Source organism: Marinactinospora rubrisoli (assembly GCF_042664915.1).
GTDB classification, from domain to species: Bacteria; Actinomycetota; Actinomycetes; order Streptosporangiales; family Streptosporangiaceae; genus Marinitenerispora; species Marinitenerispora rubrisoli.
The window spans coordinates 14,519-39,910 of the sequence record NZ_JBHTBH010000016.1; the positions used below are offsets into that span (position 1 = coordinate 14,519).

Annotated in this window: 19 protein-coding genes and 1 pseudogene; 7 read left to right on the forward strand and 13 right to left on the reverse strand. The window is 74.3% G+C overall.

Translation table 11 applies throughout. The annotated features are described in order from the left end of the window. The first annotated feature begins 41 nt into the window (after positions 1 to 41). From ACFQRF_RS25615 to ACFQRF_RS25625, 3 genes are all read left to right on the forward strand, one after another. On the forward strand, positions 42 to 1,475 hold the full coding sequence (locus ACFQRF_RS25615) for an ATP-binding protein (RefSeq protein ID WP_379873868.1): 1,434 nt from the start codon (positions 42 to 44) through the stop codon (positions 1,473 to 1,475). Positions 1,476 to 1,833: 358 nt separating this feature from the next. Continuing rightward, positions 1,834 to 2,733, forward strand: coding sequence for an NAD-dependent epimerase/dehydratase family protein (locus ACFQRF_RS25620; RefSeq protein WP_379873762.1), 900 nt, complete (start codon positions 1,834 to 1,836; stop codon positions 2,731 to 2,733). A 136-nt stretch (positions 2,734 to 2,869) separates the two neighbouring features. Then, the gene (locus ACFQRF_RS25625; RefSeq protein WP_379873763.1) at positions 2,870 to 3,904 is read left to right on the forward strand and encodes a LacI family DNA-binding transcriptional regulator; all 1,035 of its coding nucleotides are present in this window, start codon (positions 2,870 to 2,872) and stop codon (positions 3,902 to 3,904) included. A gap of 245 nt (positions 3,905 to 4,149) precedes the next feature. On the opposite strand, the pseudogene ACFQRF_RS25630 reads toward ACFQRF_RS25625, so the two are convergent. The 6 genes and pseudogenes from ACFQRF_RS25630 to ACFQRF_RS25655 all read right to left on the reverse strand — a co-directional run bounded on the left by ACFQRF_RS25630 (position 4,150) and on the right by ACFQRF_RS25655 (position 10,211). Continuing rightward, positions 4,150 to 4,812, reverse strand: a pseudogene (locus ACFQRF_RS25630) (integrase core domain-containing protein). Between the two features lie 73 nt (positions 4,813 to 4,885). Then, entirely contained in the window at positions 4,886 to 5,980 is a 1,095-nt protein-coding gene (locus ACFQRF_RS25635) for a mandelate racemase/muconate lactonizing enzyme family protein (protein ID WP_379873764.1), read from the reverse strand. Continuing rightward, positions 5,974 to 6,897 carry a 5-dehydro-4-deoxyglucarate dehydratase gene (locus ACFQRF_RS25640; RefSeq protein WP_379873765.1) on the reverse strand — a complete coding sequence of 308 codons (924 nt, stop codon included), beginning with the start codon at positions 6,895 to 6,897 and terminating at the stop codon, positions 5,974 to 5,976. The genes ACFQRF_RS25635 and ACFQRF_RS25640 overlap by 7 nt, the downstream gene beginning before the upstream one ends. A 91-nt stretch (positions 6,898 to 6,988) precedes the next feature. Next, positions 6,989 to 7,888 carry a sugar phosphate isomerase/epimerase family protein gene (locus ACFQRF_RS25645; RefSeq protein WP_379873766.1) on the reverse strand — a complete coding sequence of 300 codons (900 nt, stop codon included), beginning with the start codon at positions 7,886 to 7,888 and terminating at the stop codon, positions 6,989 to 6,991. Next, positions 7,885 to 9,060 (reverse strand): dihydrodipicolinate synthase family protein, encoded by a 1,176-nt coding sequence (locus ACFQRF_RS25650; RefSeq protein WP_379873767.1) that lies wholly within the window; start codon positions 9,058 to 9,060, stop codon positions 7,885 to 7,887. Before ACFQRF_RS25650 ends, ACFQRF_RS25645 begins: the two co-directional genes overlap by 4 nt. Continuing rightward, on the reverse strand, positions 9,057 to 10,211 hold the full coding sequence (locus tag ACFQRF_RS25655; protein ID WP_379873768.1) for a Gfo/Idh/MocA family protein: 1,155 nt from the start codon (positions 10,209 to 10,211) through the stop codon (positions 9,057 to 9,059). The genes ACFQRF_RS25650 and ACFQRF_RS25655 overlap by 4 nt, the downstream gene beginning before the upstream one ends. Before the next feature lie 1,016 nt (positions 10,212 to 11,227). Between ACFQRF_RS25655 and ACFQRF_RS25660 the strand changes: the two genes are divergently transcribed. Next, positions 11,228 to 11,512 (forward strand): hypothetical protein, encoded by a 285-nt coding sequence (locus tag ACFQRF_RS25660; protein ID WP_379873770.1) that lies wholly within the window; start codon positions 11,228 to 11,230, stop codon positions 11,510 to 11,512. A 70-nt stretch (positions 11,513 to 11,582) separates the two neighbouring features. On the opposite strand, the gene ACFQRF_RS25665 is transcribed toward ACFQRF_RS25660, so the two are convergent. Then, positions 11,583 to 11,969, reverse strand: coding sequence for an Rv3235 family protein (locus tag ACFQRF_RS25665; RefSeq protein WP_379873772.1), 387 nt, complete (start codon positions 11,967 to 11,969; stop codon positions 11,583 to 11,585). A gap of 199 nt (positions 11,970 to 12,168) precedes the next feature. Between ACFQRF_RS25665 and ACFQRF_RS25670 the strand changes: the two genes are divergently transcribed. Then, complete coding sequence (locus ACFQRF_RS25670) at positions 12,169 to 12,978, forward strand: glycerophosphodiester phosphodiesterase (protein ID WP_379873774.1); 810 nt, start codon at positions 12,169 to 12,171, stop codon at positions 12,976 to 12,978. A 70-nt stretch (positions 12,979 to 13,048) separates the two neighbouring features. Next, positions 13,049 to 14,425: an MFS transporter gene (locus ACFQRF_RS25675; protein ID WP_379873775.1), complete on the forward strand. Its 1,377-nt coding sequence runs from the start codon at positions 13,049 to 13,051 to the stop codon at positions 14,423 to 14,425. 168 nt (positions 14,426 to 14,593) lie between these two features. Here ACFQRF_RS25675 and ACFQRF_RS25680 read toward each other — a convergent pair whose 3' ends face one another. The 3 genes from ACFQRF_RS25680 to ACFQRF_RS25690 form a co-directional block, all read right to left on the reverse strand. Beyond that, entirely contained in the window at positions 14,594 to 15,994 is a 1,401-nt protein-coding gene (locus ACFQRF_RS25680) for a S28 family serine protease (RefSeq protein WP_379873870.1), read from the reverse strand. A gap of 655 nt (positions 15,995 to 16,649) precedes the next feature. Beyond that, on the reverse strand, positions 16,650 to 18,113 hold the full coding sequence (locus tag ACFQRF_RS25685; protein WP_379873777.1) for a glycosyltransferase family 4 protein: 1,464 nt from the start codon (positions 18,111 to 18,113) through the stop codon (positions 16,650 to 16,652). A gap of 157 nt (positions 18,114 to 18,270) precedes the next feature. Next, positions 18,271 to 19,125 (reverse strand): SDR family oxidoreductase, encoded by an 855-nt coding sequence (locus ACFQRF_RS25690; protein ID WP_379873779.1) that lies wholly within the window; start codon positions 19,123 to 19,125, stop codon positions 18,271 to 18,273. Positions 19,126 to 19,226: 101 nt separating this feature from the next. On the opposite strand from ACFQRF_RS25690, the gene ACFQRF_RS25695 reads away from it, so the two are divergent. Then, positions 19,227 to 19,634, forward strand: a complete 408-nt coding sequence (locus ACFQRF_RS25695) for a winged helix-turn-helix transcriptional regulator (RefSeq protein WP_379873781.1) — start codon at positions 19,227 to 19,229, stop codon at positions 19,632 to 19,634. Between the two features lie 52 nt (positions 19,635 to 19,686). Here ACFQRF_RS25695 and treZ read toward each other — a convergent pair whose 3' ends face one another. From treZ to ACFQRF_RS25710, 3 genes are all read right to left on the reverse strand, one after another. After that, a complete protein-coding gene (treZ, locus tag ACFQRF_RS25700; protein ID WP_379873783.1) occupies positions 19,687 to 21,429 on the reverse strand; it encodes a malto-oligosyltrehalose trehalohydrolase in 1,743 nt (580 codons plus the stop codon). 30 nt (positions 21,430 to 21,459) lie between these two features. Beyond that, a complete protein-coding gene (locus ACFQRF_RS25705) occupies positions 21,460 to 22,350 on the reverse strand; it encodes a putative RNA methyltransferase (protein WP_379873785.1) in 891 nt (296 codons plus the stop codon). Positions 22,351 to 23,251: 901 nt separating this feature from the next. Further along, positions 23,252 to 25,333: a glycogen debranching N-terminal domain-containing protein gene (locus ACFQRF_RS25710; RefSeq protein ID WP_379873787.1), complete on the reverse strand. Its 2,082-nt coding sequence runs from the start codon at positions 25,331 to 25,333 to the stop codon at positions 23,252 to 23,254. Positions 25,334 to 25,392: the final 59 nt, after the last annotated feature.

Sequence of the window (25,392 nt, forward strand, 5' to 3'; positions counted from 1 at the left end):
ATCTACGTTAGATCGGATCTACTGTTCGAGCGGTGGTGCTCATGGAGTTCAAAGGGCGGGCGGCCGACCTTGGCGTACTGGCTCGGCAGCTCGAACTAGTGGCCGACGGCCATGGCGCGTCGCGAGGGCAGGCCGTGATCATGACGGGGCGGCGCCGGGTGGGGAAGTCCCGCTTGGTGCAGGAGTTCTGCGACCGCTCCGGACTTCCCTACGTCGTGTTCCAGGCGACCCGTGGCCGTAACGCCGTGGCCGAGCGGGCGGATTTCACCGCGATGCTCGCACAGTCGTCGCTGCCCGGGGCCGAGTTGGTGGCCGGGCTTCAGGCGGCGGACTGGAACCAGGCCCTTCGCTCCCTGGCGATCGCCGCCCCCCACGACGCCCCGAGTATCGCGGTGATCGACGAGGTGCCCTGGCTGGTAGAGCAGGACCAGGAGTTCGAGGGGGCACTGCAGACCGTCTGGGATCGCCACCTGTCCGCCAAGCCGATCCTGCTGATTCTGGTCGGCAGTGACATGTCGGTGATGGAGGCGCTGCGGTCCTACGGCCGGCCGTTCTTCGGCCGCGCGGCGAAGATGACCGTCCAGCCCCTGCACCTCGCCGACGTTCAGGCCATGACCGGGCTGGATGCGGCGGATGCCATGGACGCGCTGCTGATCACGGGGGGCTTCCCCGAGATCGTTCAGTCATGGCGTTCCGGGATGAGCCGAAAGGACTTCCTGCGCGAGGCGGTGGCCAATCCGTTGTCTCCGCTGCTGGCGGCGGGCGAGTTGTCGTTGCTGGGCGAATTCCCTGAGGCGTCGCTCTCGCGGGCGGTGCTGGAGGCGGTCGGCAGCGGTGAGCGGACTTTCGGCGCCATCGCCGCACAGACCGGAGGCACCGGCGCGTTGCCGTCGGGCACGCTCTCCCCACTGCTGAACACCTTGCTGGCCAAGCGTGTCCTGGCCGCCGATCTCCCGTTGTCCACCAAGGCGGACAGCAAGAACAAGAGGTATCGGATCGCCGATCCGTACCTGCGGTTCTGGCTCGCCTTCCTGCAGCGGGGGATTCCGCTCATCGAACGCGGTCGCGGTGATCTGGCGCTGGAGCGCATCGAAAGTTCATGGAGCAGCTGGCGAGGGCGCGCCGTCGAACCCGTCATCCGTGAGTCGCTGCTCAGGTCGCTGCCTGACGAGAGGTGGCCGGAGACGGAGGCGATCGGCGGATGGTGGAACCGGCAGAACAAGCCTGAGATCGACCTGATCGGCGCGGACCGCCAGCCCATTGCCGGCCAGGTTCACTTCGTCGGATCCATCAAGTGGCTGGACACCCAGCCGTTCGGGCCGCGCGAGTACGAGGCGCTGGTGCGCGACAAGCTCGCGGTCCCCGGAGCCGAGCCGGCGACTCCGTTGGTGGCCGTGTCCCGCTGCGGGGTGACACCCGATGTGCCTCTCGCAGCGCACTGGGGCCCCGAGGACCTGGTCCGGGCCTGGCAGTAGCCGCCGCGCCCACCGCAGGAACGGCCGCGAGCGTCGGTGCGCCGCCTCCGGCCGGAGCCCCGTCGAGGCGCCACCACCACGTCAATGGGCGGCCGGTTCCGGCCGCCCATTGACGTGGTCACCGCGGCGTGCCAATCTGCCCTGTAAGCGCTTTCCGCACCGCGGTTCCCCACGTATCCGGGGATCCCGCCCCGACGAAGGGAAGGGCGGCCATGCCCGACCGCTCCCGCGACCGCGGTGGCCGGCCCGCCCGGAGAGGCGCTCCCCCGACCGCCGGCCGGCCCGTGCCGACCTCCCGGGCCGGCCGGTCGACCAGTTCCCTCGTGCCCTCGCCGGCACCCCGAACGGAAAGGCAGTCATGCGCGTCCTCGTCACCGGCGGAGCCGGCAGGCTCGGCCGCAGCGTCGTCGCGGTCCTCGTGGAGCGCGGTCACCAGGTGGTCTCGGCCGACCTCACCGCCGGGCCGATCGCCCCGCAGGCGACCCAGCGGGTGGTGAACCTGCTGGACGACGCCGCGCGCTCGGAGGTGTTCGCCGAGGCCCGGCCCGAGGCGGTGCTGCACCTCGCCGGCATCGCGGTCCCGCACAGCCGTCCGGACACCGAGATCCTGGAGATCAACACCCTGCTGGCCTGGACGGTGCTCTCCGACGCGGCGAGGGCCGGGGCGCGGATCGCCGTGGCGGCGTCCAGCCCCACCGTGTTCGGCTACGGCACGCCCGGGTGGCGGCCGCTGCGGCTGCCCCTGGACGAGGAGCACCCGGTGGCGCCGCTGCACTCCTACGGGCTGTCCAAGGCCATCATCGAGGAGACGGTGCGCACGCTCGCGCGGGCCGAGGGCGAGCGGTGCGTGTTCGCCGCCGTCCGGCCTGGGTACGTCATCGCGCCGGAGGAGTGGGCCGGGGCGCCCACCCAGCAGGGGCACACCGTCGCCGAGCGGCTGGACCGGCCGGAACTCGCGGCCGGCTCCCTGTTCAACTACGTGGACGCCCGCGACGCCGCGGAGCTGTTCGCGCTGCTCGCCGAGCGGCCCGGGGACGTGCGCAGCGGGCAGATCCTGCACGCGATCGCCGACGACGCGCTGGCCCGGGCGCCGCTCGCCGAGCTGCTGCCGCGCTTCCACCCCGGCACCGCCGGGCTCGCCGACGGCCTCACCGGGGACCTGCCGGCGTTCTCCAACGCGGCCGCCCGCGCGTCCGTCGGGTGGCGGCCGCGGCGGAGCTGGCGGACCGAGCTGGGGGCTTCCGCCCCCGCCTCCTGAGACGGCTCAGAGTCGACAGAACCGCGGAACCGTGGTAGGCATCACCAACGACCGCGCCGTGCTCGCTGGTCACCGGCTCTCCGCCGCTTCTATGATCATGGGGAAAGAGTTTTCCAACCGCCAGAGGGGTTGAGTCGTGGGCAGCGGTTACGTGACTCTGGAACAGGTCGCCCGGCATGCCGGGGTCTCGCTGGCGACCGCCTCCCGCGTCCTCAACGGCAGCACCAGGCAGGTGGGCGAGGAACTGCGCCGGCGAGTGACGGCCAGCGCCCATGAGCTGGGGTACCTGGCCAACGCGTCGGCGCAGACGCTGGCCCGCAACACCAGCACCCTCGTCGGCCTGGTCGTCCACGACATCGCGGACCCGTACTTCTCCAGCATCGCCTCCGGCGTGACCAGGGCCGCCGAGGAGCAGGGCCTGATCGTGGTGCTGGGCACCACCGGCCGCGCCCCGCGCCGCGAGACGCAACTGCTGGCCACCCTGCGTTCGCACCGCGCGCGGGCCGTGGTGCTCGCGGGCAGCCGCACCGTCGACGACGAGACCGGGGGCGGGCTGGCCGAGGAGATCACCATGTTCACCCGGCAGGGCGGCCGGGTGGCGTGCGTGTCCCAGGAGGGATTGCCGGCCGACACGGTGGTGCCGGACAACCGCAACGGCGCTGCTGCGCTGGCGCGGCACCTCCTCGAACTCGGCCACCGCCGGTTCGCGATCCTGGCCGGGCCGACCGACCTGCGCACCGCGCGCGACCGGCTGGACGGCTTCCACTCGGCGCTGTCGGCCGGTGGCATCGCGCTCGACCCGCACAACGTTGTGCACGGGGCGTTCACCCGGGACGGCGGTTACGAGTCGACCCGGCGGCTGCTCGCCACCGGCACCGACGCCACCTGCCTGTTCGCGGTGAACGACGTCATGGCCACCGGCGCCATGGCGGCGCTGCGCGACGCCGGCCTGCGGGTGCCGCACGACCTGTCCGTCGCGGGGTTCGACGACATCCCCACGCTGCGCGACCTCACCCCGGGGCTGACCACCGTACGGCTGCCCCTTGAGTGGATGGGCGAGGAGGCCGCCCGCCTCGCCCTGGAGGAGAGCCGGCCCGCCGGGCCCCGCACGGTGTCGGTGGCCGGCGAGGTCGTGGTGCGCGACAGCACGGCGGCGCCGACGGGAGCCTGAGCGCGGGGCGCCGCGGGTGCGGGTCGTACTCCCGGGTGGCCGGGCGGGCGTGGGAAGAGCTGGCCGATCCGGGTCGGTGCCGGGTGCGGCAACCATCGTCCGGGGTCGCATCCCAGGAGTACGTGGCCACGGCCGCGCGGACCGGCCCGCCCGGGTGAGCGGCCGCTCCGGCCCGGGATGGACGTGGAGTGCGGCCTGAAGGGCCTCCGGGTTCGTCTTCACCCGCTGATGGTGGACGCCCTTGGCTATGCCCGCAGCCGGTTCCATGATCTCCCATCAACGATCCAGGTGTACTGACCTGAGAGGTCAGGTACGCGGGTGGCGGGGGCCGCCGATCGTGGTGTGGAACCGGTGGTGATCGTGGTGATGCGGCCGGCTCGCGAACGCCTGCCGGCGTTGGGTCTCTGAGCGGTAGGGGCGGGTGTAGGCCCGTTTCTCGGCCGGGGTGCGGTGGAAGCGTTCGGCGTTGCCGTTGGTCTGGGGCCTAGGGCCGGGTGCGCTTGTGCGTGATCTTGCCTCGGGCCAGGGCCTCGCGCCACAGCCGGGACGTGTGGCGGGACCCGTTGCCGGTCGGCACCCGCTCCACCGCGATGCTCACCCGGGGCGAAGTGGGCCGCCGCCCGCGCCCAGGTGGCGGTGTCCTTCCTCTCGTCGTCCGGGATCTCGGTGTAGGCCGGGCGGGTGTGGTCGTGGATGGCGGTGTGCGGGTGGCCGTGGGCGCGGTAGCGGCCCGCCCAGCGCTGGGCGGTGGTCACCGCGACCTGGAAGCGTTCGGCCGCGCGGCGCGGGGGCCATCGGTCCTCCACCGCGCAGCGAGCCAGGGCCGGGCGACCGGCAGGGGTCAGGCGGGCGTTGGCCTGGGTGGTGTGGGGCGTTGAGGGCCTTCCGGGCGGTGGGACGTCGGACATCCACACCGTTACCGGAGGCCCTCTTCGTTGTTTCCGCCGGGGCCGGTGTTACCGACCTCCGTGGTCAGTACAGCTAGCCGCCCGCCGCGGGCAGCGGTGTCATGGTGCCGGTGGCGAAGTCCAGCCCGTGACCGGGGCCGGTCGCCACGTCGGCGTACCCGTCCCGCACGCGTACCCCGCTCGGACCGGCGAGCGCACCCAGCGCGCCGAATGACGCGCGGTCGATGTCCTCGACCATGGCGGCGAGCGGCACGCACACCGCGAGCTGGGCGGACAGTTCCGGCAGCAGGTGGGGGGCGACCGGGACGCTGTGGTCGGCGGCGAGGTCGGCGACGCGCAGGAACGGGGTGATGCCGCCGACGCGCACCACGTTGGGCTGGGCCACGTCGCACACCCCGGCCTCGATCGCGGCGCGGAACTCCGCGACGCTGCGCAGGTTCTCCCCCACGGCGAACGGCACCGGCGTGGCCGCGCGCAGCCGCACGTGCCCGGCGAGGTCGTCGGCGGGCAGCGGCTCCTCGATCCAGTCGGGCTCGAACGGGGCGAGCGCGCGCAGCGCGCGGACGGCCGTGGGCACGTCCCAGCGCTGGTTGGCGTCGAGCATCAGCCGGCGGTGCGGGCCGATCAGCCGCCGGACCTCGGCGACCCGTTCGACGTCGCGCTCCAGCTCGGGTGAGCCGACCTTGATCTTGACCGCGCGGTGCCCGGCCGCGAGCCAGCCGCGCACCTGGTCGAGCAGGTCGGGCAGCTCGTAGTCGAGGTTGACGCCGCTGCCGTAGGCGGCCACCCGGTCGCGGCACCGGCCGATCAGGTCGGTCAGCGGGCGGCCGGCCGTCCGGGCGGCGAGGTCCCACAGCGCGATGTCCACGGCCGCCGTGGCGAGCCCGGTCAGCCCGGTGGTGCCGGCCTCGCGCAGGTGGTGCCGCAGGTCGCGCCACCGGGGCCCGGGGACGGCGGGGCGCCCGATCAGCGCCTCGGGGCAGTCGTCGCGGAGCAGGGCCAGCACGGCTCCGGCGCCGATCTTGGGCGTCCAGGCGAACCCGGTGCCGACGGCGCCGGTGTCGGTGCGCAGGCGCAGCACGACGAGGTCGTTGCGGTCGACGCCGCCGTCCCAGGCGCGCGCGAGCGGCAGGCGGTAGGCGGCGGCGCTGAGGTCGGCGATCAGCATGGCGCGGTGAGGGGGAGGTCCTTGACGGCCGCCAGCCCGGCGTCGATGATCGCCGACAGCTCGGCGACCTCGGCTTCGGTGGGGTCGGTGAAGGGCGGCCGGACGCCGCCGGCCGCGCCGCCGCGCAGGCGCACGCCGGCCTTGACGAGCGACACCGCGTAACCCGGCGCGCGGTCGCGTAGTCGCACCAGCGGCTGGTAGAAGACGTCGAGCAGGGTGTCGGCGAGCGGGTCGCCCTCGCGCACCGCCCGGTAGAAGGCGGTGGCGATCTCGGGGACGAACGCGAAGGCCGCCGAGGAGTACAGGTGCACGCCGACGCCCTGGTAGGCGCGGACGGTGAGTTCGGCGGTGGGCAGCCCGTTGAAGAAGGTGAACTCCGGTCCGCGGCGCGCCCGGACCGCCGCCACGATGCGCGCCATGCGGTCCAGGTCGCCGACGCCGTCCTTGATGCCGACCACGCCGGGCAGCGCGGCGACCTCGGCGGCGGTGTCGGGGGTGAACACCATGGTGCCGCGCTGGTAGGCGATGACCGGGATCGGGACCGCTTCGGCCACGGTGCGCACGTAGTCGACCAGGCCGCGCTGCGGGGCGTTGACGAGGTAGGGCGGGAGCAGCAGCACGCCGTCGGCGCCGGCGTCGCGCGCGGCGGCGGCCTGCTCGACGGCGGTGGCGACGCTGCCGCCGGCGCCGGCGATCACCGGCGCCCGGCCGGCGGCGGTCTCGACCGCGACGCGGACGACGCGGGCGTGCTCGGCACCGGAGAGGGCGTGGATCTCGCCGGTGCCGCAGGCGGCGAACACACCGCCGGGGCGGTGCGCGAGCCCGGCGGCGACGTGCTCGGCGAGCGCGTCCTCGGCCACGGCACCGGCATCGGTGAAGGGCGTGACCGGGAAGAACAGGATTCCGTCGAAGTGCACCGTTGGAGGGTCCTCTCTGCTGGGTCGGGCGCGCTGAACGGTGGGTCCGGAGTCCGGCCGGCGGGCACGGCCGCCGGGGTGCGGGCGGCGGTCAGAGCACGTGCTGGACGTGCCGGCGGGCGATGGTGGCGATGACGTCGTCGGGGTCGGCCGCCCAGACATCGGCGTTGAAGATCTCCACCTCGATGTCGCCGGTGTATCCGGCGGCGTCGACGGCGGTGCGCAGGGCGCGCAGGTCCACGTGGCCGTCGCCGGGCATCCCGCGCCCCTCCAGCACGTCGGCGGGCAGGGGGAGGGTCCAGTCGCAGGTCTGGAAGGAGACGATCCGGTGGGCGGCCCCGGCCCGCCGGATCTGCTCCGCCACCTGCGGATCCCACCACACGTGGTAGGCGTCGACCACCACGCCGGCGCCGGGCAGGGTCTCGGCGAGGTCGAGGGCCTGTCCGAGGGTGGACAGCACGGCGCGGTCGGCGCAGAACATGGGGTGCAGCGGCTCCAGGCCGAGGCGGACCCCGCGTTCGGCGGCGTAGGGGGCGAGCTCGGCGAGGGCGTCGGCGACGCGGGCGCGGGCGCCGGGCAGGTCCCGGCCGTGCGCGCCGAGCCCGCCGACGACCATGACCAGGCAGGCGGCGCCGAGTTCGGCGGCCTCGTCGACGGCGCGCCGGTTGTCGTCCAGGGCGGCGGCGCGGTCGGCACCGGTGAGGAAGCCACCGCGGCAGTAGGAGGAGACCCGCAGGCCGGCGTCGCGGACCCACCGGGCGGCGGCGGACAGCCCGGCCTCGGCGACGGGCTCGCGCCACAGCCCGACGGCGGGGATGCCGGCGCGCAGGCAGCCCTGCACGAGATCGCGCACGCCCCAGGACCGGACGGTCATCTGGTTCACCGCGAGACGGGCGAGGCGGGGGTCGCCGGGTTGCGGTGTGGGGACGGCGGCGGGCCGGCCGGAGGGGACGTCGCGCGGCGCGGTGCGGGCGGTGGGGGCGCCGGTCACTCGTCCACCCCCGCCACGGCGAGCAGCCGGCGCATGCGCAGCGCGGCGAGGTCGGGGTCGGTGAGCACGCCCGCGGCGTCGGCGAGCCGGAACGCCTCGGCCAGGTGGGGGAGGCCGCGCGCGCTCTGCAGGCCGCCGACCATGCTGAACGCCCGCTGGTGGCCGTTGAGCCAGGCGAGGAAGGCGATGCCGGTCTTGTAGTAGTAGGTGGGGGCGGCGAACAGGTGCCGGGCGAGCGGCACGGTGGGGGCCAGCAGCGCGTCGTAGCGGGCGGTGTCGCCGTCGTCGAGGGCGTGCAGCGCCGCGGCGGCGGCCGGGGCGATGGCGGCGAAGACGCCGAGCAGCGCGTGGGAGTGGCCGTCGGCGTCGCCCCTGATGAGCTCGGGATAGTTGAAGTCGTCGCCGGTGTAGAGCTTGACGCCGGGCGGCAGCAGGTTGCGCAGCCGGACCTCCAGGGCGGCGTCGAGGAGGGAGACCTTGATCCCGTCGACGCGGTCGGCGTGCGCGCGGATCAGGTCGGCGACGAACGGGATGGCGTCGGCGGGGTCGTCGTGGCCCCAGTAACCGGCCAGGGCGGGGTCGAAGGCGGCGCCGAGCCAGTGCAGGATGACCGGGCGCCCGGCCTCGGTGAGCAGCCGCCCGTAGACGGCGGCGTAGTCCTCGGGGCCGCGGGCCAGGCCGGCGAGCTGCCGGCTGGCCATGAGCACGGGGGTGGCGCCGGCGTACTCGACCACCTCCAGTTGCTCTCGGTAGCCCGCGAGAACGCTTTCCAGGTCGGGGCAGTGCGGGTCGAGGTGGTCGGTGCCCGCGCCGCAGGCGATCGCCGCGCCGCGCGTCGCCGCCTCGGCGGCCGAGCGGCGGATCAGCTCCGCGGTGGCCGGCCAGTCCAGGCCCATGCCGCGCTGCGCGGTGTCCATGGCGTCGGCGACTCCGAGGCCGAGGTCCCAGAGCCGGTGCCGGAAGGCGAGCGTCGCCTCCCAGTCGAGCCGGGCGGGGGCACCGGGCGCGTTGTCGGCGAGCGGGTCGGCCACGACGTGGGCGGCGGCGTAGGCGGTGCGGGTGCGCGGTGGGGTGCCGACTTTCGCGGTGGCCGGCCGGTCCGGCCCCGTGCCGCGCAGCGTGTGGGGGGCGAGCCGGCCGTCGGGCGTGGGCAGGCGCAGAGTGCGGGTCACGGGAGCGTGACCTCCTCCAGTTCGACGCGGCCGCCGGTGCGCGACGAGCGCAGCCCGGCCTCGGCGAGCTGCAGTCCGCGGGCGCCGGAGAGGAAGTCGTGCGGGAAGGGGGTGCCGGCGCAGACGTGCCGGAGGAAGAGGGCCCACTGCGCGCGGAAGCCGTTGTCGAACTCGTCGTTGTCGGGGACGGACTCCCACTGGTCCCGGTAGGGCTCGTCGCGCCCGGCGTCGGGATCCCAGACGGCGCGGGGGGTGGCGGACCGGTGCTGGGCCCGGCAGTGGCGCAGGCCGGCGACGGCGCTGCCCTCGGTGCCGTCGACCTGGAACTCCACGAGTTCGCCGCGGTCGACCCGGACGCACCAGGAGGAGTTGATCTGGGCGATGACGCCGCCGTCGAGTTCGAAGATGCCGTAGGCGGCGTCGTCGGCGGTGGCGTCGTAGGGCTCACCGTTCTCGTCCCACCGGCGCGGGATGTGGGTGACGGCGCGGGCGGTGACGGCGCGCACCGGCCCGAAGATGTGCTCCAGGACATAGTGCCAGTGCGGGAACATGTCCAGGACGATGCCGCCGCCGTCCTCGGCGCGGTAGTTCCAGCTGGGGCGCTGGCCGGCCTGCCAGTCGCCTTCGAACACCCAGTACCCGAACTCGCCGCGGACGGACAGCACCCGCCCGAAGAAGCCGGAGCGGACCAGGCGGCGCAATTTGAGCAGGCCGGGCAGGAAGATCTTGTCCTGGACGACGCCGTTGCGGACCCCGGCGGCGCGGGCGAGTTTGGCGAGTTCCAGCGCGGCGCCGTAGGTGGCGGCGACGGGCTTCTCGGCGTAGACGTGCCGGCCGGCGGCGATGGCGGCCCGGACGGCTTCCTCGCGGGCGCTGGTGATCTGCGCGTCGAAGTAGACCGAGATGGAGTCGTCGGAGAGCACGGTGTCGAGATCGGTGCTCCAACGGGGGATGTCGTGGCGCGCCGCGATCTCGCGGAGCTTGCCGGCCGACCGCCCGACGAGGACGGGTTCGGGGATGACCCGGGTCCCGTCCGGTAGCGGCACTCCCCCGGCCTCCCGGATGGCCAGGATCGACCGTGTCAAATGCTGGCGGTAGCCCATGCGGCCGGTGACGCCGTTCATGGCGACGCCGAGCACCTGATCTCCCATTTGTCCTACCTTTCAACGAGAAAGCGCTTTCCAAGGTACTTCATCCCACCCCACCACGCCAGTACCCAGCGCCGAAGCCGCACGGCCGGGCGGGCTGATGCGAGCTCCGTCACACGTAAGTGCTGTAAGCGCTTACCCAGCAGGTGGGAGGTGGGGCACCGGTGTCCGTACGGGGACGCGGCGAGCCCTCTCCCCTGTGCCACGCGACCCCGGTGTGATGACCACGAACGCTCAGCGGGTGCGGCCGCCGCGTGTCACCGAATCCGGCGGTTCGTCGGCCGCCGCGTGTTCGCCGGTCGAACGGGCTGCCGGAGGACGGTCCGGAATCGGGCGGGCCGGGTCCGGTGCGGTCTCCGAGGTGGGTCTCGCGGTGCACCTCGGCGATCGCGGAGCCGCCCTTGTCCGTTGGTGCGGGCCTGTCCGGCCTCGCCGATGAGGTCCTCGGTGATCCGGTCGGGCCAGCCGATCAGTATGCGCCGGTGCCGGGCGTCCTTGGCGCGGCCGGTGAACACCTCCGGGCGGCCGGACCGCCACGGCCCTTCGAGCGGACCGACGGCGAAGTCCCGGTCGAGGGTTTCCTGCCGGTGAACTCCATCGTGTGGGCGACGGCGCGCAGCGCCTCGACGGCGCGGGCGTGGTCGGCGCCGGTGCCGGGATCGCCGCGACCGCCGACGGCGGCGAACGGCGGCGCGGGCACGTCGGCCGGCGCCCGGTCGGGCCGGACCGCCGCGGCACCTGTCGCGCGGCCCACTGGCCGGGTGGGCACGCTGACCGGAGCGGCGGCGACGGCCGCCCGGACGCGCGTTCAGTCACTAGTGGACCCTGCATGCGCTTCCGGACCGGTGGCGTACGGCTCCGGCGGTGGAACCATGCGTCGGCCGCTCCGCGAGGTCGGCGCGCGGTGCGCGCCCCTCGGCGCGCACCGCTAAGGCGCGACGCGGGTCCCGGAGCCAGGATGGGCACATCTCGCGACCGCGCGGGGTCTCGCGGCCCCACCCCCTTGGAGGTATGTCCTGATGAAACGCCTTCCCGCCGTTCTCGCCGCCCTGGTCATGAGCACCGGGCTCCTGATGACCCCGACCGCGGCCAGCGCCGATGACATGCAGGCCGCGGCCTGTACCACGTGGCGGGACAGCCGGACCTTCGGGGCCTCGTGCACCAGCGGCACCTACCGCGCTTGGGCGGACTGCACGAACGGCCGACGCGTGTACGGAGCCACGGCCAGCAACGGGTCCTGGTCCTACGCCTACTGCGCGAGCGTGGGGTCGAACCTGTCGAGGGGCGGCTACTCCTACGTGTAGGACGGTTCCACCGTGCCGAGCACCGGGGTGTGGGCGCCGCCGCGCCCACACCCCGGTCGCGTCCCACCGCCTATCGATGCCGCACATCGGTCTCCACCGACGTGCACAGCCAGAACCGCGGCGCCGACTCGATCCGCAGCGCGAGAGCCCGGTGCCGCGCTCCGCAGTCGATCACGCACGACACCTCGGTGACACCCGGTGCGGGCGAACGCAGGTGGGTGCGGCGCAGTCGCGGGCAGCGCGACACCGCGTACGCCCCCGCCCGGCGGCGCAGGGCGCCGTAGGCGGATCCGGACATGTGGTCGCGCAGCTGCGCGGGGTCGCGCTGGCCGGCCAGTACCTCGGCCACGAGCTGGGTGAACCGGGTGAGTTCCCGGGCCCGGCCGTGCGTCGCGGGGACGGCGGCGTGGCGGCACGTGGCCGGGTGGGAGGAGTGCTGCGGGCGGAGGGCGGGCATCCGGACTTCCTCTCGGGTGCGGACGGCCGGCCGGGGGCGCGGGCGCCGCCGGGACGGGCGCGGGCTGGTCTCGACGGCTCCGGGGTGAGCCGTCACCCGCAGCAGAGTCCGCACACCGTCTCCGGTGCCACATGGAATTCCAGCTTTCCCGGCCGTTCCGGGGGCGACCGCGTGCCCGTTCCGGCGGCATACTGCTCGGGTGACCCCTCACCTCCTCGATCCGCCGGCCCCGATCGGCCTGGCGCACCGGGGCGGCTGGCTGACCGACGCCGCCGGGCGGGCGCGCACCGAACTGGAGAACACCGCGCCCGCCTTCCAGCACGCCGTCGACCTCGGCTACCGCCACCTGGAGACCGACGTGCACGCCACGCGCGACGGCGTGCTGCTGGCGTTCCACGACGCCACGCTGGACCGCACGACCGACCGTTCCGGCGCCGTCGCCGACCTGCCCTACGCCGAGGTGGCGCGCGCCCGGGTGGCCGGGACGGAGCCGGTGCCGCTGCTGGAGGACCTGCTCGGCACGTGGCCCGGCGTCCGCTTCAACATCGACGTCAAGGCCGACTCCGCGGTGCCGCCGCTCGTGCGGGTGCTGCGCCGGACCCGCGCCTGGGACCGGGTGTGCGTCGGCTCGTTCAGCCAGCGGCGGCTGGAGCGGGTGCGCCGCGCGGTCGACCGCCCGGTCGCGATGTCGTGCGGTCCGGTGGACGCCGCACGGCTGCGGTTCGCGTCGTTCGCCCCGCCGCTGGCGGCACTGGCCCGCCACGGCGTCCGCTACGCGCAGCTCCCCTTGCGGCTGGGGCGCTTCCCCGTGGTGAGCCGCGACCTGATCGCCACGGCGCACCGCGCCGGCGTCCAGGTGCACGTGTGGACGGTCAACGAGCCCGCGGTGATGCGCCGCCTGCTCGACGCGGGCGTCGACGGCATCGTCAGCGACAACGTGGTGGAGCTGCGCCGCGTGCTCGCCGAGCGGGGCGCGTGGCCGGCCGCCGGATCCGCCGCTCCCGCCTGACGTCCCTCGCCCGAACCTCCCCGAGCTCCATCCGCCGCCGACCGGACATCCCCACGACAGGACGGTTCCCGTGCCCGACCCCACCGGCGCTCCCGCGCCGCCCGGCCCCGAGGCCCGCCGCCGCGAGCAGCGCGCCTGGTACATGTACGACTGGGCGAACTCGGTCTTCTCGACCTCCGTCATCACGGTCTTCCTCGGCCCGTACCTCACCTCGATCGCCGAGCGGGCGGCCAGGGAGAACGGCACGGTGCACGTGGAGGTGCTCGGCTGGGCGATGCGTCCCGAGGCGCTGTACCCCTACGCCACCTCCCTGTCGGTGCTGCTGCAGCTCGTGCTGCTGCCGGCCATCGGCGCCGTTGCCGACCACACGGGCCGCAAGCGCGCCCTGATGGGCGCCTTCGCCTACGTGGGGGCGTTCGCCACCATGGGGCTGTACTTCGTGCAGGGCACCGGCTACCTGCTCGGCGCGGCGCTGTTCGTGCTGGCCAACCTGGCCTTCGGCGCCTCGGTGGTGGTGTACAACGCCTTCCTGCCCGAGATCGCGACCGCGCAGGAGCGCGACGGGGTCTCCTCGCGCGGGTGGGCCGCGGGGTACCTGGGCGGCGCGCTGCTGCTCACGGTGCACCTGGCGCTCTACCTGTCGCACGAGTCGCTCGGCCTCGCGGAGGAGCACGCGGTCCGGATCTCGATGGCGTCGGCCGGCGTGTGGTGGGCGCTGTTCGCGCTGATCCCGCTGGCCCGTCTGCGCGACCGGCGCCGCGCCACTGCGGCGCGCCCGCCGGAGCGCGGGACGCGGGTGGTCATGGCCAGCTTCGGGCAACTGTGGAGCACGGTGCGCGGCCTGCGCCGGTATCCGCGCACCCTGCTCTTCCTGGTGGGCTACATCGCGTTCAACGACGGCGTCCAGTCGGTGGTCTCCTTCGCGGCGACCTTCGCCGACCAGGCGCTCGACCTCGGTCAGGACGTGCAGATCGGCGCGATCCTGATGGTGCAGTTCGTCGCGTTCGGCGGGGCGCTGCTGCTCGGCGCGCTCGCCCGGCGGTTCGGGACGAAGCGCACCGTTCTCGCCAGCCTGGTGGTGTGGGTGCTGGTGGTCGGGGCCGCCCCGCTGCTGCAGACCGGCGCCGCGGGCCAGTTCTTCGCGCTGGCCTTCTGCATCGCGATCGTCCTGGGCGGTACCCAGGCGCTCTCCCGCTCGCTGTTCTCCCAGCTCATCCCGCGCGGCAAGGAGGCGGAGTACTTTGGCCTGTACGAGATCAGCGACAAGGGCTCGGCGTTCCTCGGGGCGCTCACCATCGGTGTCGCGCTGGACGCCACCGGCGGCGACTACCGGCTGGCGATCCTGTCGCTCATCGCGTTCTTCGTGATCGGCTTCGTGATCCTGTGCGCCGTGAACGTCCCGGCGGCGATCCGCGCGGCCGGGAACGAGGTCCCAGAGCGGGTGTGACCCCGGTCGACGGGGCGGCGGTGCCGGCGCCACCGCCTGGCGTGACCCGTGGCGGCGACGTCAAGGCACCGTGTGACCGCGTGCCCGGGGCGCCCTGCATCGGCCGGAGGCCCGGGGAGGGATCGTATCCGCCCCCGGGCCTCCGTTCCGTGTGGGCGTGTCACCGGGTCACAGCGGCCGGCGTTCGGTCTCCTCCTCGACGTCGTCCAATGCCGGGATGTACTGCGCGCCACGCAGGGTCCGCACCTCGTCGGCGACGCCCGCCCAGCGGCGGACGGCGTCGGTGGCGGCCGCGCGGTCGGCCTCGGTCAATTGGGCGATGTTCGCGCCGTGGTTGGCGCGCGGGGCCACGAAGGTCATGGTGTCGCGGCGCTGGGCGTTGCGGCCGGTGTCGAACGGCTCGGCGCCCCATGGGTCGTACTCGCCGTTGACGAACAGCATCTCGGTGCCCCGGGTGCGCAGCCAGCGATCGATGTCCGGCATCGCCCGGCGGTCGAACGGGAACAGCTCGATGTCGTCGGGGATGTAGCTGGACGCCTGGTACAGGTCGGGGTAGCGCAGCAGGTCGTCGATGTGGTCGGTGGGCACGCTCGGGGTGCCGAGCTGGGTGGACGCCTGGTAGTAGTACGGGATGTACGGTTCGGTGCCCTGGTCGGTGTAGAAGCCGAATTCTGCCACGTCGTCCAGGAACGCGGCGATGTCGGCGGTGGCGGCGTCGGTGCCCGGCACCTCGGCGCACCGGTCCACCGGCTGGTACTGCCAGAACGCCCACGCGGTGTCCAGGACCAGCATCTCGAAGGCCGCGTCGGCGCTGCCGATGGTGCGGTCGAAGGTCCAGCCCTCCTCGGCCGCGCGCTCCTCGTAGTAGGCGACGAACTCGTCGCGGCGCTGCAGCGCCTCGCGCTGCAGGGCGGCGAGGTCCGCCTGGCAGCTCGGGTCGTCGCCGACGGTCTCGAAGAACTCCAGGTAGGCCGAGTCCTCGTCGTCCACGACGTCGTGCGGCGCCACGTAGGCGATGGTCCCGTCGAGGTCGCCGGGGTAGAAGCGGCGGTGGTAGACCGAGGTCATGCCGCCCTTGGAGCCGCCGGTGGACAGCCACGCGCCCTGGTAGAGGCCGTCCAGCGCCTGGATGATCCGGTGGTGGTCGGCCGCGGCCTGCCGGATGGTGAGCAGGTCCCAGTCGGCCGGCTCGGGCCGCGACGGCGTGAAGAACCGCTGTTCGGTGGAGATCTGGTTGCCGTCGACCAGCCGGGTCGGCTCGGCCCGTGAGGGCGTGGTACGGACGTTGTAGCCGCTGGTCTGCAGCACGGTGGGCCGGTCGAAGCCGCGGTGCAGCAGGGTGAGGCGCTGCTGGAAGCCGCCACGCCGCGGGTGCGCGTGGTCGGCGGGCTGCCAGTAGCTGAGCACGAAGTAGCGGAAACCGGGCTCGGTCGGCCGCTCCTCCACGACGGTCAGACCGGGGATCGCTTCCAGCCGCTCGCGGATGTCCGGGGCCTCGCTCGCTGCGGCGGGGAGCCCGGACAGCGTGAGGGCGGCCGCGGTCAGCAATGACAGCGCGGCCGCCCTCATCGACACCCTGCGGCGATATCGACGAACCACCTGAGTACCTCCAGTACTCCGATTTGGGGGACGGATACCGGCATCGAACCCGTATCGCAGGCCGATCCTCGGCGGCGGACCGTCCGGCGTCAAGACCGGCGGCACGGTCGCCGCGGTGCGTCAATTGCAGCAGACCGGCCGGCTCGCCCCCGCCGTTTCGTCCCCTTCGCCAGGAATGTGGCTGGCAAAGAGCAGACCGGCGGGCGAGGAGCACCCGGCGGCGCACGGTGCGGCGCCGGGGCGCCGGGCAGAACCGCGATCCCGCCGTGGACGCGCCGGGCCGGACCCGGACCTTGCGCCCGGGCCCGGACGCGATAGGCGTCGTCGCCGCGGCCTCGTTGGCGAGGAAGCGGCGCTCCGCAGGAACATGCGGGCGCCGCTCCCCGGATCGGCCGGGGCTCCCGTGCCTCACCGCCGGTCCGCACGGGCTCGGCGGTGCGCCCCCCCGTGGCCGTCGGTGGCCATCGTCGCGGCGGCCTTCCTCATCGCGGGTCTCGCGACGGTGCCGACGACCACGCGAACACTCTCGACGCGATCACCAGCGGGCACCGTGGGGCGACGTGCCCTGCCCGGCGGGGAGGGGACGACGGACCGCCAGGTCCGCCGCAACCGGCACTCCGGAGCCTCAGCCGCCTGCGGTGCGCCGCCGCGCCGCATGCGCGGCACCGACCCGCCGCGGCCGTTCCATGGGCCCAGCCCCGCTGACGGCCCGGCCGACCGCACCGGTCAGGCCACGCGCCCCCGGGCGGCCCCACATGGCCACCCGCGGGTCGGCCTCCCCCCGGCCGGCCGGCGACGCCGAGGAGTGCAGCGCACCGCCGGCGACCTGCACGGTGTGCCGGGTGAGGGGGGTGCGCAGTGTCCCGTTGACGAAGGCCCGCGCGCTGTCGTCCCAGGAGTAGCCGCCCAGGATCGTGTGCAGCCGCCGCGCGTTGTGCCAGCGCAGCGGCAGTTCGGCCCGCGCGCGCAGGATCGCCTGCGCCCACGCCCGGGACCGGGCCTCGCCGGTCAGCCCGGCGTCGCGGACCACGCACGGCCGCCCCACCTCGGGCGGGACCCGAGCGGGGTCGGTGAGGAAGCGGGCCACCCCGCTCTCCTCGCTCACCAGGACCGGCAGCCCGCGCGCCGCGGCCTCCCACGCGGCGAGACCGAACCCCTCGTGCAGGGACGGCATCACCATGAGGTGCGCCCCGTGGAGGTCCCGCTCCAGTTCGGCCTCGTCGGAGGTGAACGGCGCGACGCGCACGACCCCCGGAGCGCCGACGGCGGCGTCCGCCGCGGTCTGCTCCCGCCGCCACGTCTCGGGGTCCGCGCCGCGGCTGTGGAACCGGACGTCTTGGCCCCCCTCGTGCAGCATCCGTGCGGCGCCCAGCAGGTCGGCGTGGCCCTTGATCGGGTCGCCGAGCCGCCCCCGGAAGGTCACGACCATCCCGTCGTCCAGCGGGGGTATGCCGCCCGGTGAGCGGATCTCGGCGCCGGGCACGATCTCGTGGGAGGGGTGCGTCCGCCCGCTGCCCTGCCCCAGCCGGACGGCCTCGTCGGTCAGCAGCCGGCCCACGCCGCCCAGGATGTCGGCCCGGCTCATGACCCGCCGCAGGTGGTGGGCGGCGGACCTGCCTTCCTCAGGTCGGCCGAGCAGCGTCTGGTAGCGCTCGGGCGCGGTGTGCAGCACGTGCGCCACGGGAGTCCCCGGGTACCACAGGCGCCGCAGCTCGGTCGCCGCGGCGTCGAGGAACAGCGAGTGCGCGACCACGAGGTCATAGCGCTCGCTCGCGCCGCCGAGCCCGATGTCCTCCGGACGGTGCCGGCGCCCCAGGCCCACGAGGCGGGCGTGCGGCACGTCCGCCACCCCGTCGGGGAGGTCGACGCTGCCCGGCCCGATGGTGACCGTCCGGGCCGCCCCGTGGTCGCCGAAGGACTCGGTGGTCAGCAGGGTGACGTCGTGCTCGCGCGCCAGGGCGCGGGTGAAGTCCTGGTTGAAGGCCGCCAGCCCGCCGCCACGCGGGTCACGGCCGCTCATCACCGCGACCACGAGGATCCGCACCGGTCCGGGACGCGCGGCCGGGGTGCCCGGGACGCCGAGATGCATGGTCGCGTCGCTCTTCCTGATCGCACGGTCGGCGGCGAGATGACCGCGCCCCGGCCTCGCTCCCGGCCCGGGCGGACTCGCCTCGTGATCTTGGGACGCGTGCGCGGGCCGGGCGGTTCCCCGCGCCCGGGAGAACCGGGCGCGGGGAACGGCGTGCTCAGCCCTTGAGCGCGGCGGCGATGCTCGCCGAGATCGGCGTGGTGGGACGGCCGATCAGCTTGGCGAGGTCGCCGGTGCGCCGGGAGAGCAGGCCGCGCTCGATGGCGGCGTCGATGCCGACCAGGATCTCGGCGAACGGCCCGGGCACTCCGGCGTCCACGAGGATCCGGGTGTGGGTCTCGGCGTCGACCTCCTGGTATCCGATCTCCTTGCCGGACTGGCGGGACACCTCGGCGGCGTACTCGGCGAGGCTCCACGCCTCGTCGCCGCTGAGCTCGTAGGCGCGGTTCTCGTGCCCCTCGCCGGTCAGGACCGCCACCGCGGCGGCGGCGTAGTCGGCGCGGGCGGCGGAGGCGACCCGGCCCGCTCCGGCGCTGGCGAGCACGGCGCCGGTCTCCAGCACCTCGCCGAGCCGCTCGGTGTAGACCTCGTTGTACCAGCCGTTGCGCAGCAGCACGTAGGGCAGTCCGGAGTCCAGGATCAGCCGCTCGGTCGCCCGGTGGTCGTCGGCCAGCGCGAAGTCCGCCTCCGGGCCGCCGAGCACGCTGGTGTAGGCCAGCAGGGCGACACCGGCGGCCTTCGCGGCGTCGATCACCGCCGTGTGCTGCGGGATGCGGCGGCCGGGCTCGTTGCCCGAGATGAAGAGCACCCGATCGCCGGCCTGGAACGCGCCGGCCAGCGTCGCGGGGTCGTCGTAGTCGGCGACCCGCACCGTCACGCCGCGCGCCGCCAGGTGCGCGGCCTTGCCGGCGTCGCGGACGGCCACGGCGACCTGTTCGGCGGGGACCCGCTCCAGCAGGCCGTCGATGACGAGGCGCCCCAGGGCGCCGGTGGCTGCGGTGACAACGATCATCGGGGAAGTCTCCATTCGGGAAGCGAACTCGGCCAGTCTGGCACTTTCGAACTGAAAGTACAACCCAACAGAAAGTACTATCGCTGGGCTAGCATCGAGGTATGAGCGCCACGTCCACCCCGAACCCCTGTCCGTCGGCGCCGCGCTTCGAGGTGCTCGCCCGCGGCTGCGTCTCGCGGCCCGTGCTGGAGCACATCACCGGGCGCTGGGGCGCCCTCACGCTGCTGGGGCTGCGCGAGGGGCCGCTGCGGTTCAGCGCGCTGCGCCGCCGCGTCGACGGCATCGCGGAGAAGGCCCTCGCCCAGACGCTGCGGGCGCTGGAACGGGACGGCTTCGTGCACCGCGACCCCGGCGAGGGCTACCCGTCACGCGTGGAGTACCGCCTCACCGAGCTCGGGGCCTCCACCACCGCCCTGCTGTACGCGCTGGCCGACCACGTGGAGAGCCGGATGCCCGACGTCCTGGCGGCACAGGCCGCCTACGACCGGACGCACCCGCCCCGGCCCTGACCACCGGTGGCGCTCCCGGGTGCCCCCGGCCGGTCCAGTGGGCCGGTGCGGGTCAGGTGGCGACGATCGCGAACGACTCCGCGGGCAGCCGCACGCCGTCGGCCGTCAGCTCCGCCTCCCGCGAGGCGAGCACGATCTCGCGTCCGGGACGGTCCAGCGGGCCGGCGGACGCAAGGCTCCGCAGGTTGACCACCACCCGCAGCCGGCCCCGGTGCAGCACCAGCCACCGCCCGTCCGCGTCGGCGGCGACGGCGAAGCGGTCCAGCCGGGGATCGGCCAGGTCCGGGTGGGCGCGCCGCGCGGCGATGAGGTCCCGGTACAGCCGCAGCACGCTGCGGTGCGGCTCCCGGTCCCGTTCCTCCCAGCACAGCACCGAGCGGTCGCGGGTGCTTCCAGCCATCGGGTCGGGGACCTCGGTGCTCCCCCACCCGTGGGCGGCGAACTCCCGCCGCCGCCCGTTCCGCACCGCGTCGGCCAGGCCGGGGTCGGTGAAGGAGGCGAAGTAGCACCACGGGGTGCCCGCCGCCCACTCCTCGCCCATGAACAGCATCGGCGTGTACGGCGAGCAGAGCATGAGGGCCGCGCCGCAGGCGAGCAGTCCCGGCGTGACGGTCGCGGACAGCCGGTCGCCGGCCGCCCGGTTGCCGACCTGGTCGTGGTTCTGCAGGTAGCAGAGGAACCGGCTTCCCGGGATAACGCGGGTGTCCACCGGTGCGCCGTGGTGGCGGCCCCGGAAGCTCGACCAGGTGCCTGCGTGCAGGAAGACCCGGCGCAGGGTGACCGGCAGCGCCTGCGGTGTGGCGAAGTCGGCGTAGTAGCCCTGGCGCTCGCCGGTGAGCGCGGCGTGCAGGCCGTGGTGCAGGTCGTCGGCCCATTGCGCGGTCATGCCGTGGCCCCCGGCCTCGCGCGCGGTCACCATGGCCGGGTCGTTGAGATCGGACTCCGCGATCAGGCTGAGCGGCCGGCGCACCCGGGCCGCCAGCGCGTCGGCCTCGGCGGACAGCTCGGTGAGCAGGTGGGTGGCCCGCCGGTCGACGAGGGCGTGCACGGCGTCCAGCCGCAGCCCGTCCAGGTGGAAGTCACGCAGCCAGCCGAGCGCGTTGTCGATGACGTACCGGCGCACCTCGTCGGAGCCGGGCCCGTCCAGGTTGAGGGCGGGCCCCCACGCGTTCGCGCCATGGAGGTAGGGCCCGAACCGGGGCAGGTAGCAGCCCGATGGGCCGAGGTGGTTGTACACCACGTCGAGCAGCACGCCCAGCCCGCGCGCGTGGCAGGCGTCCACGAACCGCTTGAAGGCGTCGGGGCCGCCGTAGCGCTGGTGCACCGCCCCCCACAGCACACCGTCGTACCCCCAGCCGTGGACGCCGTCGAACGCGTTCACCGGCATCACCTCGACCATGTCCACCCCGAGGTCGGCCAGGTGATCCAGCCGGGTGCGGGCGGCGTCGAAGGTGCCCTCGGCGGTGAACGTGCCGACGTGCAGCTCGTACAGCACGCTGCCCGCGAGCGCGCGGCCGGTCCAGCCGCCGTCGGTCCACTCGAACGCGGCGTGGTCGTAGACCCTCGATGGGCCGTGCACGCCGGAGGGCTGCCACAGCGAGCGGGGGTCGGGCAGTGGGGTCGGGTCGTCGTCCAGCAGGTAGGCGTAGTCGGTGCCGGGGACCGCTGCCGTCCCCGGCTCCGGGTGCCACCAGCCGCGTTCGCCGCGCGCCATGTCCCGGTCGGCGCCGCCGGTGCGCAGCCGGACGCGGTCGCGGCCGGGGGCCCACACGGAGAACGAGTGCGTTGCGTTCACGTGCGGCTGTCTACCCAGGTGACGGCGGTGTCACGCTCCGGAGCGGGGCCGGTACGCCGTCAACCGGAACGCGGCGGTGACGGGTGCCGGGTCGGGGAGCGCGGCCACCCGGCGGTCCAGTTCCCCGGCGGCGAGGTGCCGGGCGGACGGCCCCATGCCGGCCGCCGTGCGGGCGTCGGCGTGCCCGAGCCGCAGCGGGACGTCCAGCCGCTCGTCCCCGGCGAGCCCGAAGCCCGGTCCGAGCGACCGCTCCAGACGCTCCTCCTTGCGCGGATCGACCTCAACGAGACCGAGCGCGGCCCGCAGCTCGCCGAGGTGGTCCTCGGTGGGCGTGACGACGACCAGCAGGCCGTCCGGGCGCAGCACCCGCCGGAACTCCGGCCCGTTGCGCGGCGCGAACACGTTGAGCAGCACGCCGACCGAGCCCGTGCGCAGCGGCAGCCCCCGCCACGCGTCGCACCCCACCGCCCCGGCGCGGGCGTGGCACCTGGCCGCGCGGCGCAGCGCGTACCGGGACACGTCGAGAGCGAGCCCGAGCGCGCCGGGCACCGCGTCCAGCACCCGGGCGAGGTAGTACCCGGTCCCGGCCCCGATGTCGGCCACCAGCCCGGGCTGCGGAACATCGGCCACGAGCGCGGCGAGCCGGTCGGCCAGCGGCGCGAAATGCCCGGCCGCCAGGAACTCCTGCCGCGCCCGGACCATGTCGGCGCTGTCCCCACCACTGGCCGGCGCGCGGCCGGTGAGCAGCGAGACGTAGCCCTCCCTGGCGACGTCGAAGGCGTGCCCGGCAGGACAGGCCAGCGACTCTCCGCGACCGGTCAGCGCCCCCTGGCAGAGCGGGCAGCACAGCGCGGCGAGCACCTGCGGCGGCATCCGAAGGCGGGCAGGGACGGCGGGGGGCGTGGAGTGGCTGCTCGTCATGGCAGTGGCCAGCGTAGCGGGAGAGGACGCAGTGCCAACGCGGGCCGAGGGCCGGCCGGCCGGCCGGCGAGGCTACTGCCCGATTTGGCGGTTCTTCACGCTGCGGTTGGGCTGAGAGGGGCGGCGTTTCTTGGAACCCCCATCAGATCACCATGAATTTCGGCAGTGAGACACGAAATCACATCACCATGCGTATTCTCATCACACAGCCCTTCACGGGGAGCAGCAAAGATGAAAAAACAGCGTTTTCAGGATGCACATGGACCGACGTCAAGCATCCAGGCAGGGATTTAGAAGCCATCCTCCGGGAAATCGAAGCGCAAGGAAGGCGAATCAGGGACTCGCGATAATTCAGGATGTACTCCCCCGCCCGAAAGGGCACATGAAGAGTGTCGAAATCTCCCCCTCTGGGGCGAACCACATCAAGAACCTGCTCGGTGAGTTGAGGCGTAGCACCTGCCGGGAGAAGCGATGATGACCTACGACCTGCGCGTCGATCTCGTGTTCACCGCGCCGTCCTCCGTGGACAGCGACGACGCGTTCGGCACCTTCAGCGACCGCGTCATGAACGAGCTACTCAATCTGGAAGAGCGCGACCCAGGCATCGAAGACCCTGACATCGTCGGCAGCATCGCTGAGCGCTCCCTCTCGATCAGCATGACGATCGCCGCGGATTCCCGCGACGACGCGGAACGCCTCTTCATGGCCAACGTGCGGACGGCCCTGCATGCGGCCGAGTCGGACACCAAGTGGCCGGCCTTCACACCCACCGAAACCGCTCCCGGGGTGTGTGTACTCGCGTGGCGCGTGAGATCGGCGGGGAGAGCAGGTCTCTCATCGATACTCTCCCCGCCGATCGCCCGTGTTCTCAGGAATACGGGAATACCTGCCTCGCCGCCTCCTAGCCTCCCGACCGCCGCAGCACCGCCCCCTCCACCCGCACCGGGGCCGACGTCTCCGCCGTCGCTGCGCCGTCGGCGTCCACCGTCACCCGCAGCGGGTGCCCGCCGACCCGCAGGCCGTCCACCGTCATCGGGAACCAGTCGGCGAACGCCGGGTCCGGGGCGACCCGCAGCACGCCCGCCGGCAGGTCCGCGGACAGCCGGAGCGCCGCGGTGACCAGCGCCAGGGCGGAGGCGGCCGACCACGCCTGCGGGCGGCACGCCGCCGGGTAGGCGAGCACGGGTTCACCGGCGCGGGCGTCGGTGCCGGCGAAGAGCTCCGGGAGCCGGTGGCCGAAGGACGCCGAAGCGGTCACCAGCCCGCTGGCCAGGGAGGCGGCCGCCGGGCCGGCGCCGGTGCGGGACAGGCCCTGGACGGCGATCGCGGTGTCGTGCGGCCACACGCTGCCGGCGTGGTAGCCGAGCGGATTGAAGCCCGCGGCGGTGCTGCTCATGGTCCGCAGCCCGTAGCCGCAGTCCAGGTCGGGGCCGGCCAGCCGGGCGGCGACCAGGGCCGACTCGCGGTCGTCCAGCAGCCCGGTGCCCAGCAGGTGGCCCAGGTTGGAGGTGGGGGTGGCGACGGGGACCTTGGCACCGTCCAGCGCGATCGCCGGGAAGGCCGCGTCGCCCTCCCCCACCCAGAACGCGCCGCGGAACCTCTCGCGCAGCCGGGCGGCCCAGTCCAGCAGGTCCCCGGCGCCGGGCGCGCCGAACGCGGTGAACAGTTCGGCCCCGGCGACGGCCGCCTCGTGGGCGTAGGCCTGTGCCTCGCACAGCGCGATGGGGGCGGTGGCGATCCGGCCGTCCGGCCACTGGATGGAGTCGCCGGAGTCCTTCCAGCCCTGGTTGGCCAGCCCGGTGCCCTCGGTGTCGATGTAGTCGAGGAAGCCGTCGCCGTCGTCATCGGCGGGGCCGGTGATCCAGTCCAGTGCGGCGCGCAGCGCGGGCAGCAGGTCGTGCACCTCCGCCTCGGGCAGCCCCCACCGCCATGCGTCGCGGAGCAGGACGACCCACAGCGGCGTGGCGTCGATGGTGCCGTAGTACAGCGGCGGCAGGGCGTGGCCGCCGGCGACCGCCTGGCGGCCGCGCACCTCGTGCAGGATGCGGCCGGGCTGCTCGGCGGTGCCGCGGTCGTGCCGGGTGCCCTGCCGGCGGGCGAGCACGCGCAGGGTGCCGCCGGCGAGGCCGGTGCCGGCGGGCAGCAGCATCCGGGCGGCCCACAGCGAGTCGCGGCCGAACAGCGTGAAGAACCACGGGCTGCCCGCGGCCAGGAACGTGTCGTCCGGGTCCTCGGGGTCGGTGAGCCGCAGCGCCGCGAGGTCGGCGACGCCCTGCCGGACGAGCCGGTCGAGGTCGCCGGACCGGGACGCGACGGCCACCGGCCACTCGGGGGACTCGGGGCCGGCGCCGCCGAACAGCGGCGTGCCCACGGCCCGCGCGCGCAGCACCGCCGTCCACGCCGTGTGGCCGGCCACCGCCAGGTCCCAGACCAGGTCGACGCCGTCGGGGCCGGACTCCACCCGGTCCGGCGCGGGCTCGATCTCCGCCTCGACGCGGGCGGCGCCGCTCCCCCAGGTGAGGTGGCCGCCGGTCACCCGCACCGGGACGGTCTCGCCGGCGCCGCCGTGCTTGACCTCCGAGGTCCCGGCGAGGTCGGCGGCCAGCCGCAGCCGCAGCCGGGTGCGGACGGTACCGCGCGCGTCGCTGGCCAGCCGGACCGACTCGGTGAGCCCGTCCTGGTGGACGGCGCGCTCGCGCTCCACCCGGACGGTGGGGTCGGCGCCGGTGTCGCCGAGCAGCCGGGCGACGCCGGTGAAGGCGGCGCGGTCGGCGCCGAGCAGGGCGTGGCCCACCGGCTCGGGCTCGATCCCGTCGACGTCGACCACGAGCATGGAGAGCAGCCGGGTGTCGTCGCGCAGCCAGCCTTGGGTGCCGCCCGGACGGATCTGGCCGTCCTCACCGGCGAGGACCACGCTCGGAGCGCGGACGCAGCTCAGCAGCCGGTGGAGGTACGGCTGGATCACACGGGGCTCGTCGGCCACGTCTCCTCCTGGGGTCTTGACAGATACACGGGTGACGTCGTTCACTTCTCGACACACAG

Bases quoted from the DNA above. Each gene is read 5' to 3' on its own strand.
- ACFQRF_RS25615 (WP_379873868.1), top strand. From the start codon at position 42: ATGGAGTTCAAAGGGCGGGCGGCCGACCTTGGCGTACTGGCTCGGCAG.
- ACFQRF_RS25620 (WP_379873762.1), top strand. From the start codon at position 1,834: ATGCGCGTCCTCGTCACCGGCGGAGCCGGCAGGCTCGGCCGCAGCGTC.
- ACFQRF_RS25635 (WP_379873764.1), bottom strand. From the start codon at position 5,980: ATGCTGATCGCCGACCTCAGCGCCGCCGCCTACCGCCTGCCGCTCGCG.
- ACFQRF_RS25655 (WP_379873768.1), bottom strand. From the start codon at position 10,211: ATGGGAGATCAGGTGCTCGGCGTCGCCATGAACGGCGTCACCGGCCGC.
- ACFQRF_RS25660 (WP_379873770.1), top strand. From the start codon at position 11,228: ATGAAACGCCTTCCCGCCGTTCTCGCCGCCCTGGTCATGAGCACCGGG.
- ACFQRF_RS25665 (WP_379873772.1), bottom strand. From the start codon at position 11,969: ATGCCCGCCCTCCGCCCGCAGCACTCCTCCCACCCGGCCACGTGCCGC.
- ACFQRF_RS25680 (WP_379873870.1), bottom strand. From the start codon at position 15,994: ATGAGGGCGGCCGCGCTGTCATTGCTGACCGCGGCCGCCCTCACGCTG.
- ACFQRF_RS25685 (WP_379873777.1), bottom strand. From the start codon at position 18,113: ATGCATCTCGGCGTCCCGGGCACCCCGGCCGCGCGTCCCGGACCGGTG.
- ACFQRF_RS25690 (WP_379873779.1), bottom strand. From the start codon at position 19,125: ATGATCGTTGTCACCGCAGCCACCGGCGCCCTGGGGCGCCTCGTCATC.
- ACFQRF_RS25695 (WP_379873781.1), top strand. From the start codon at position 19,227: ATGAGCGCCACGTCCACCCCGAACCCCTGTCCGTCGGCGCCGCGCTTC.
- ACFQRF_RS25705 (WP_379873785.1), bottom strand. From the start codon at position 22,350: ATGACGAGCAGCCACTCCACGCCCCCCGCCGTCCCTGCCCGCCTTCGG.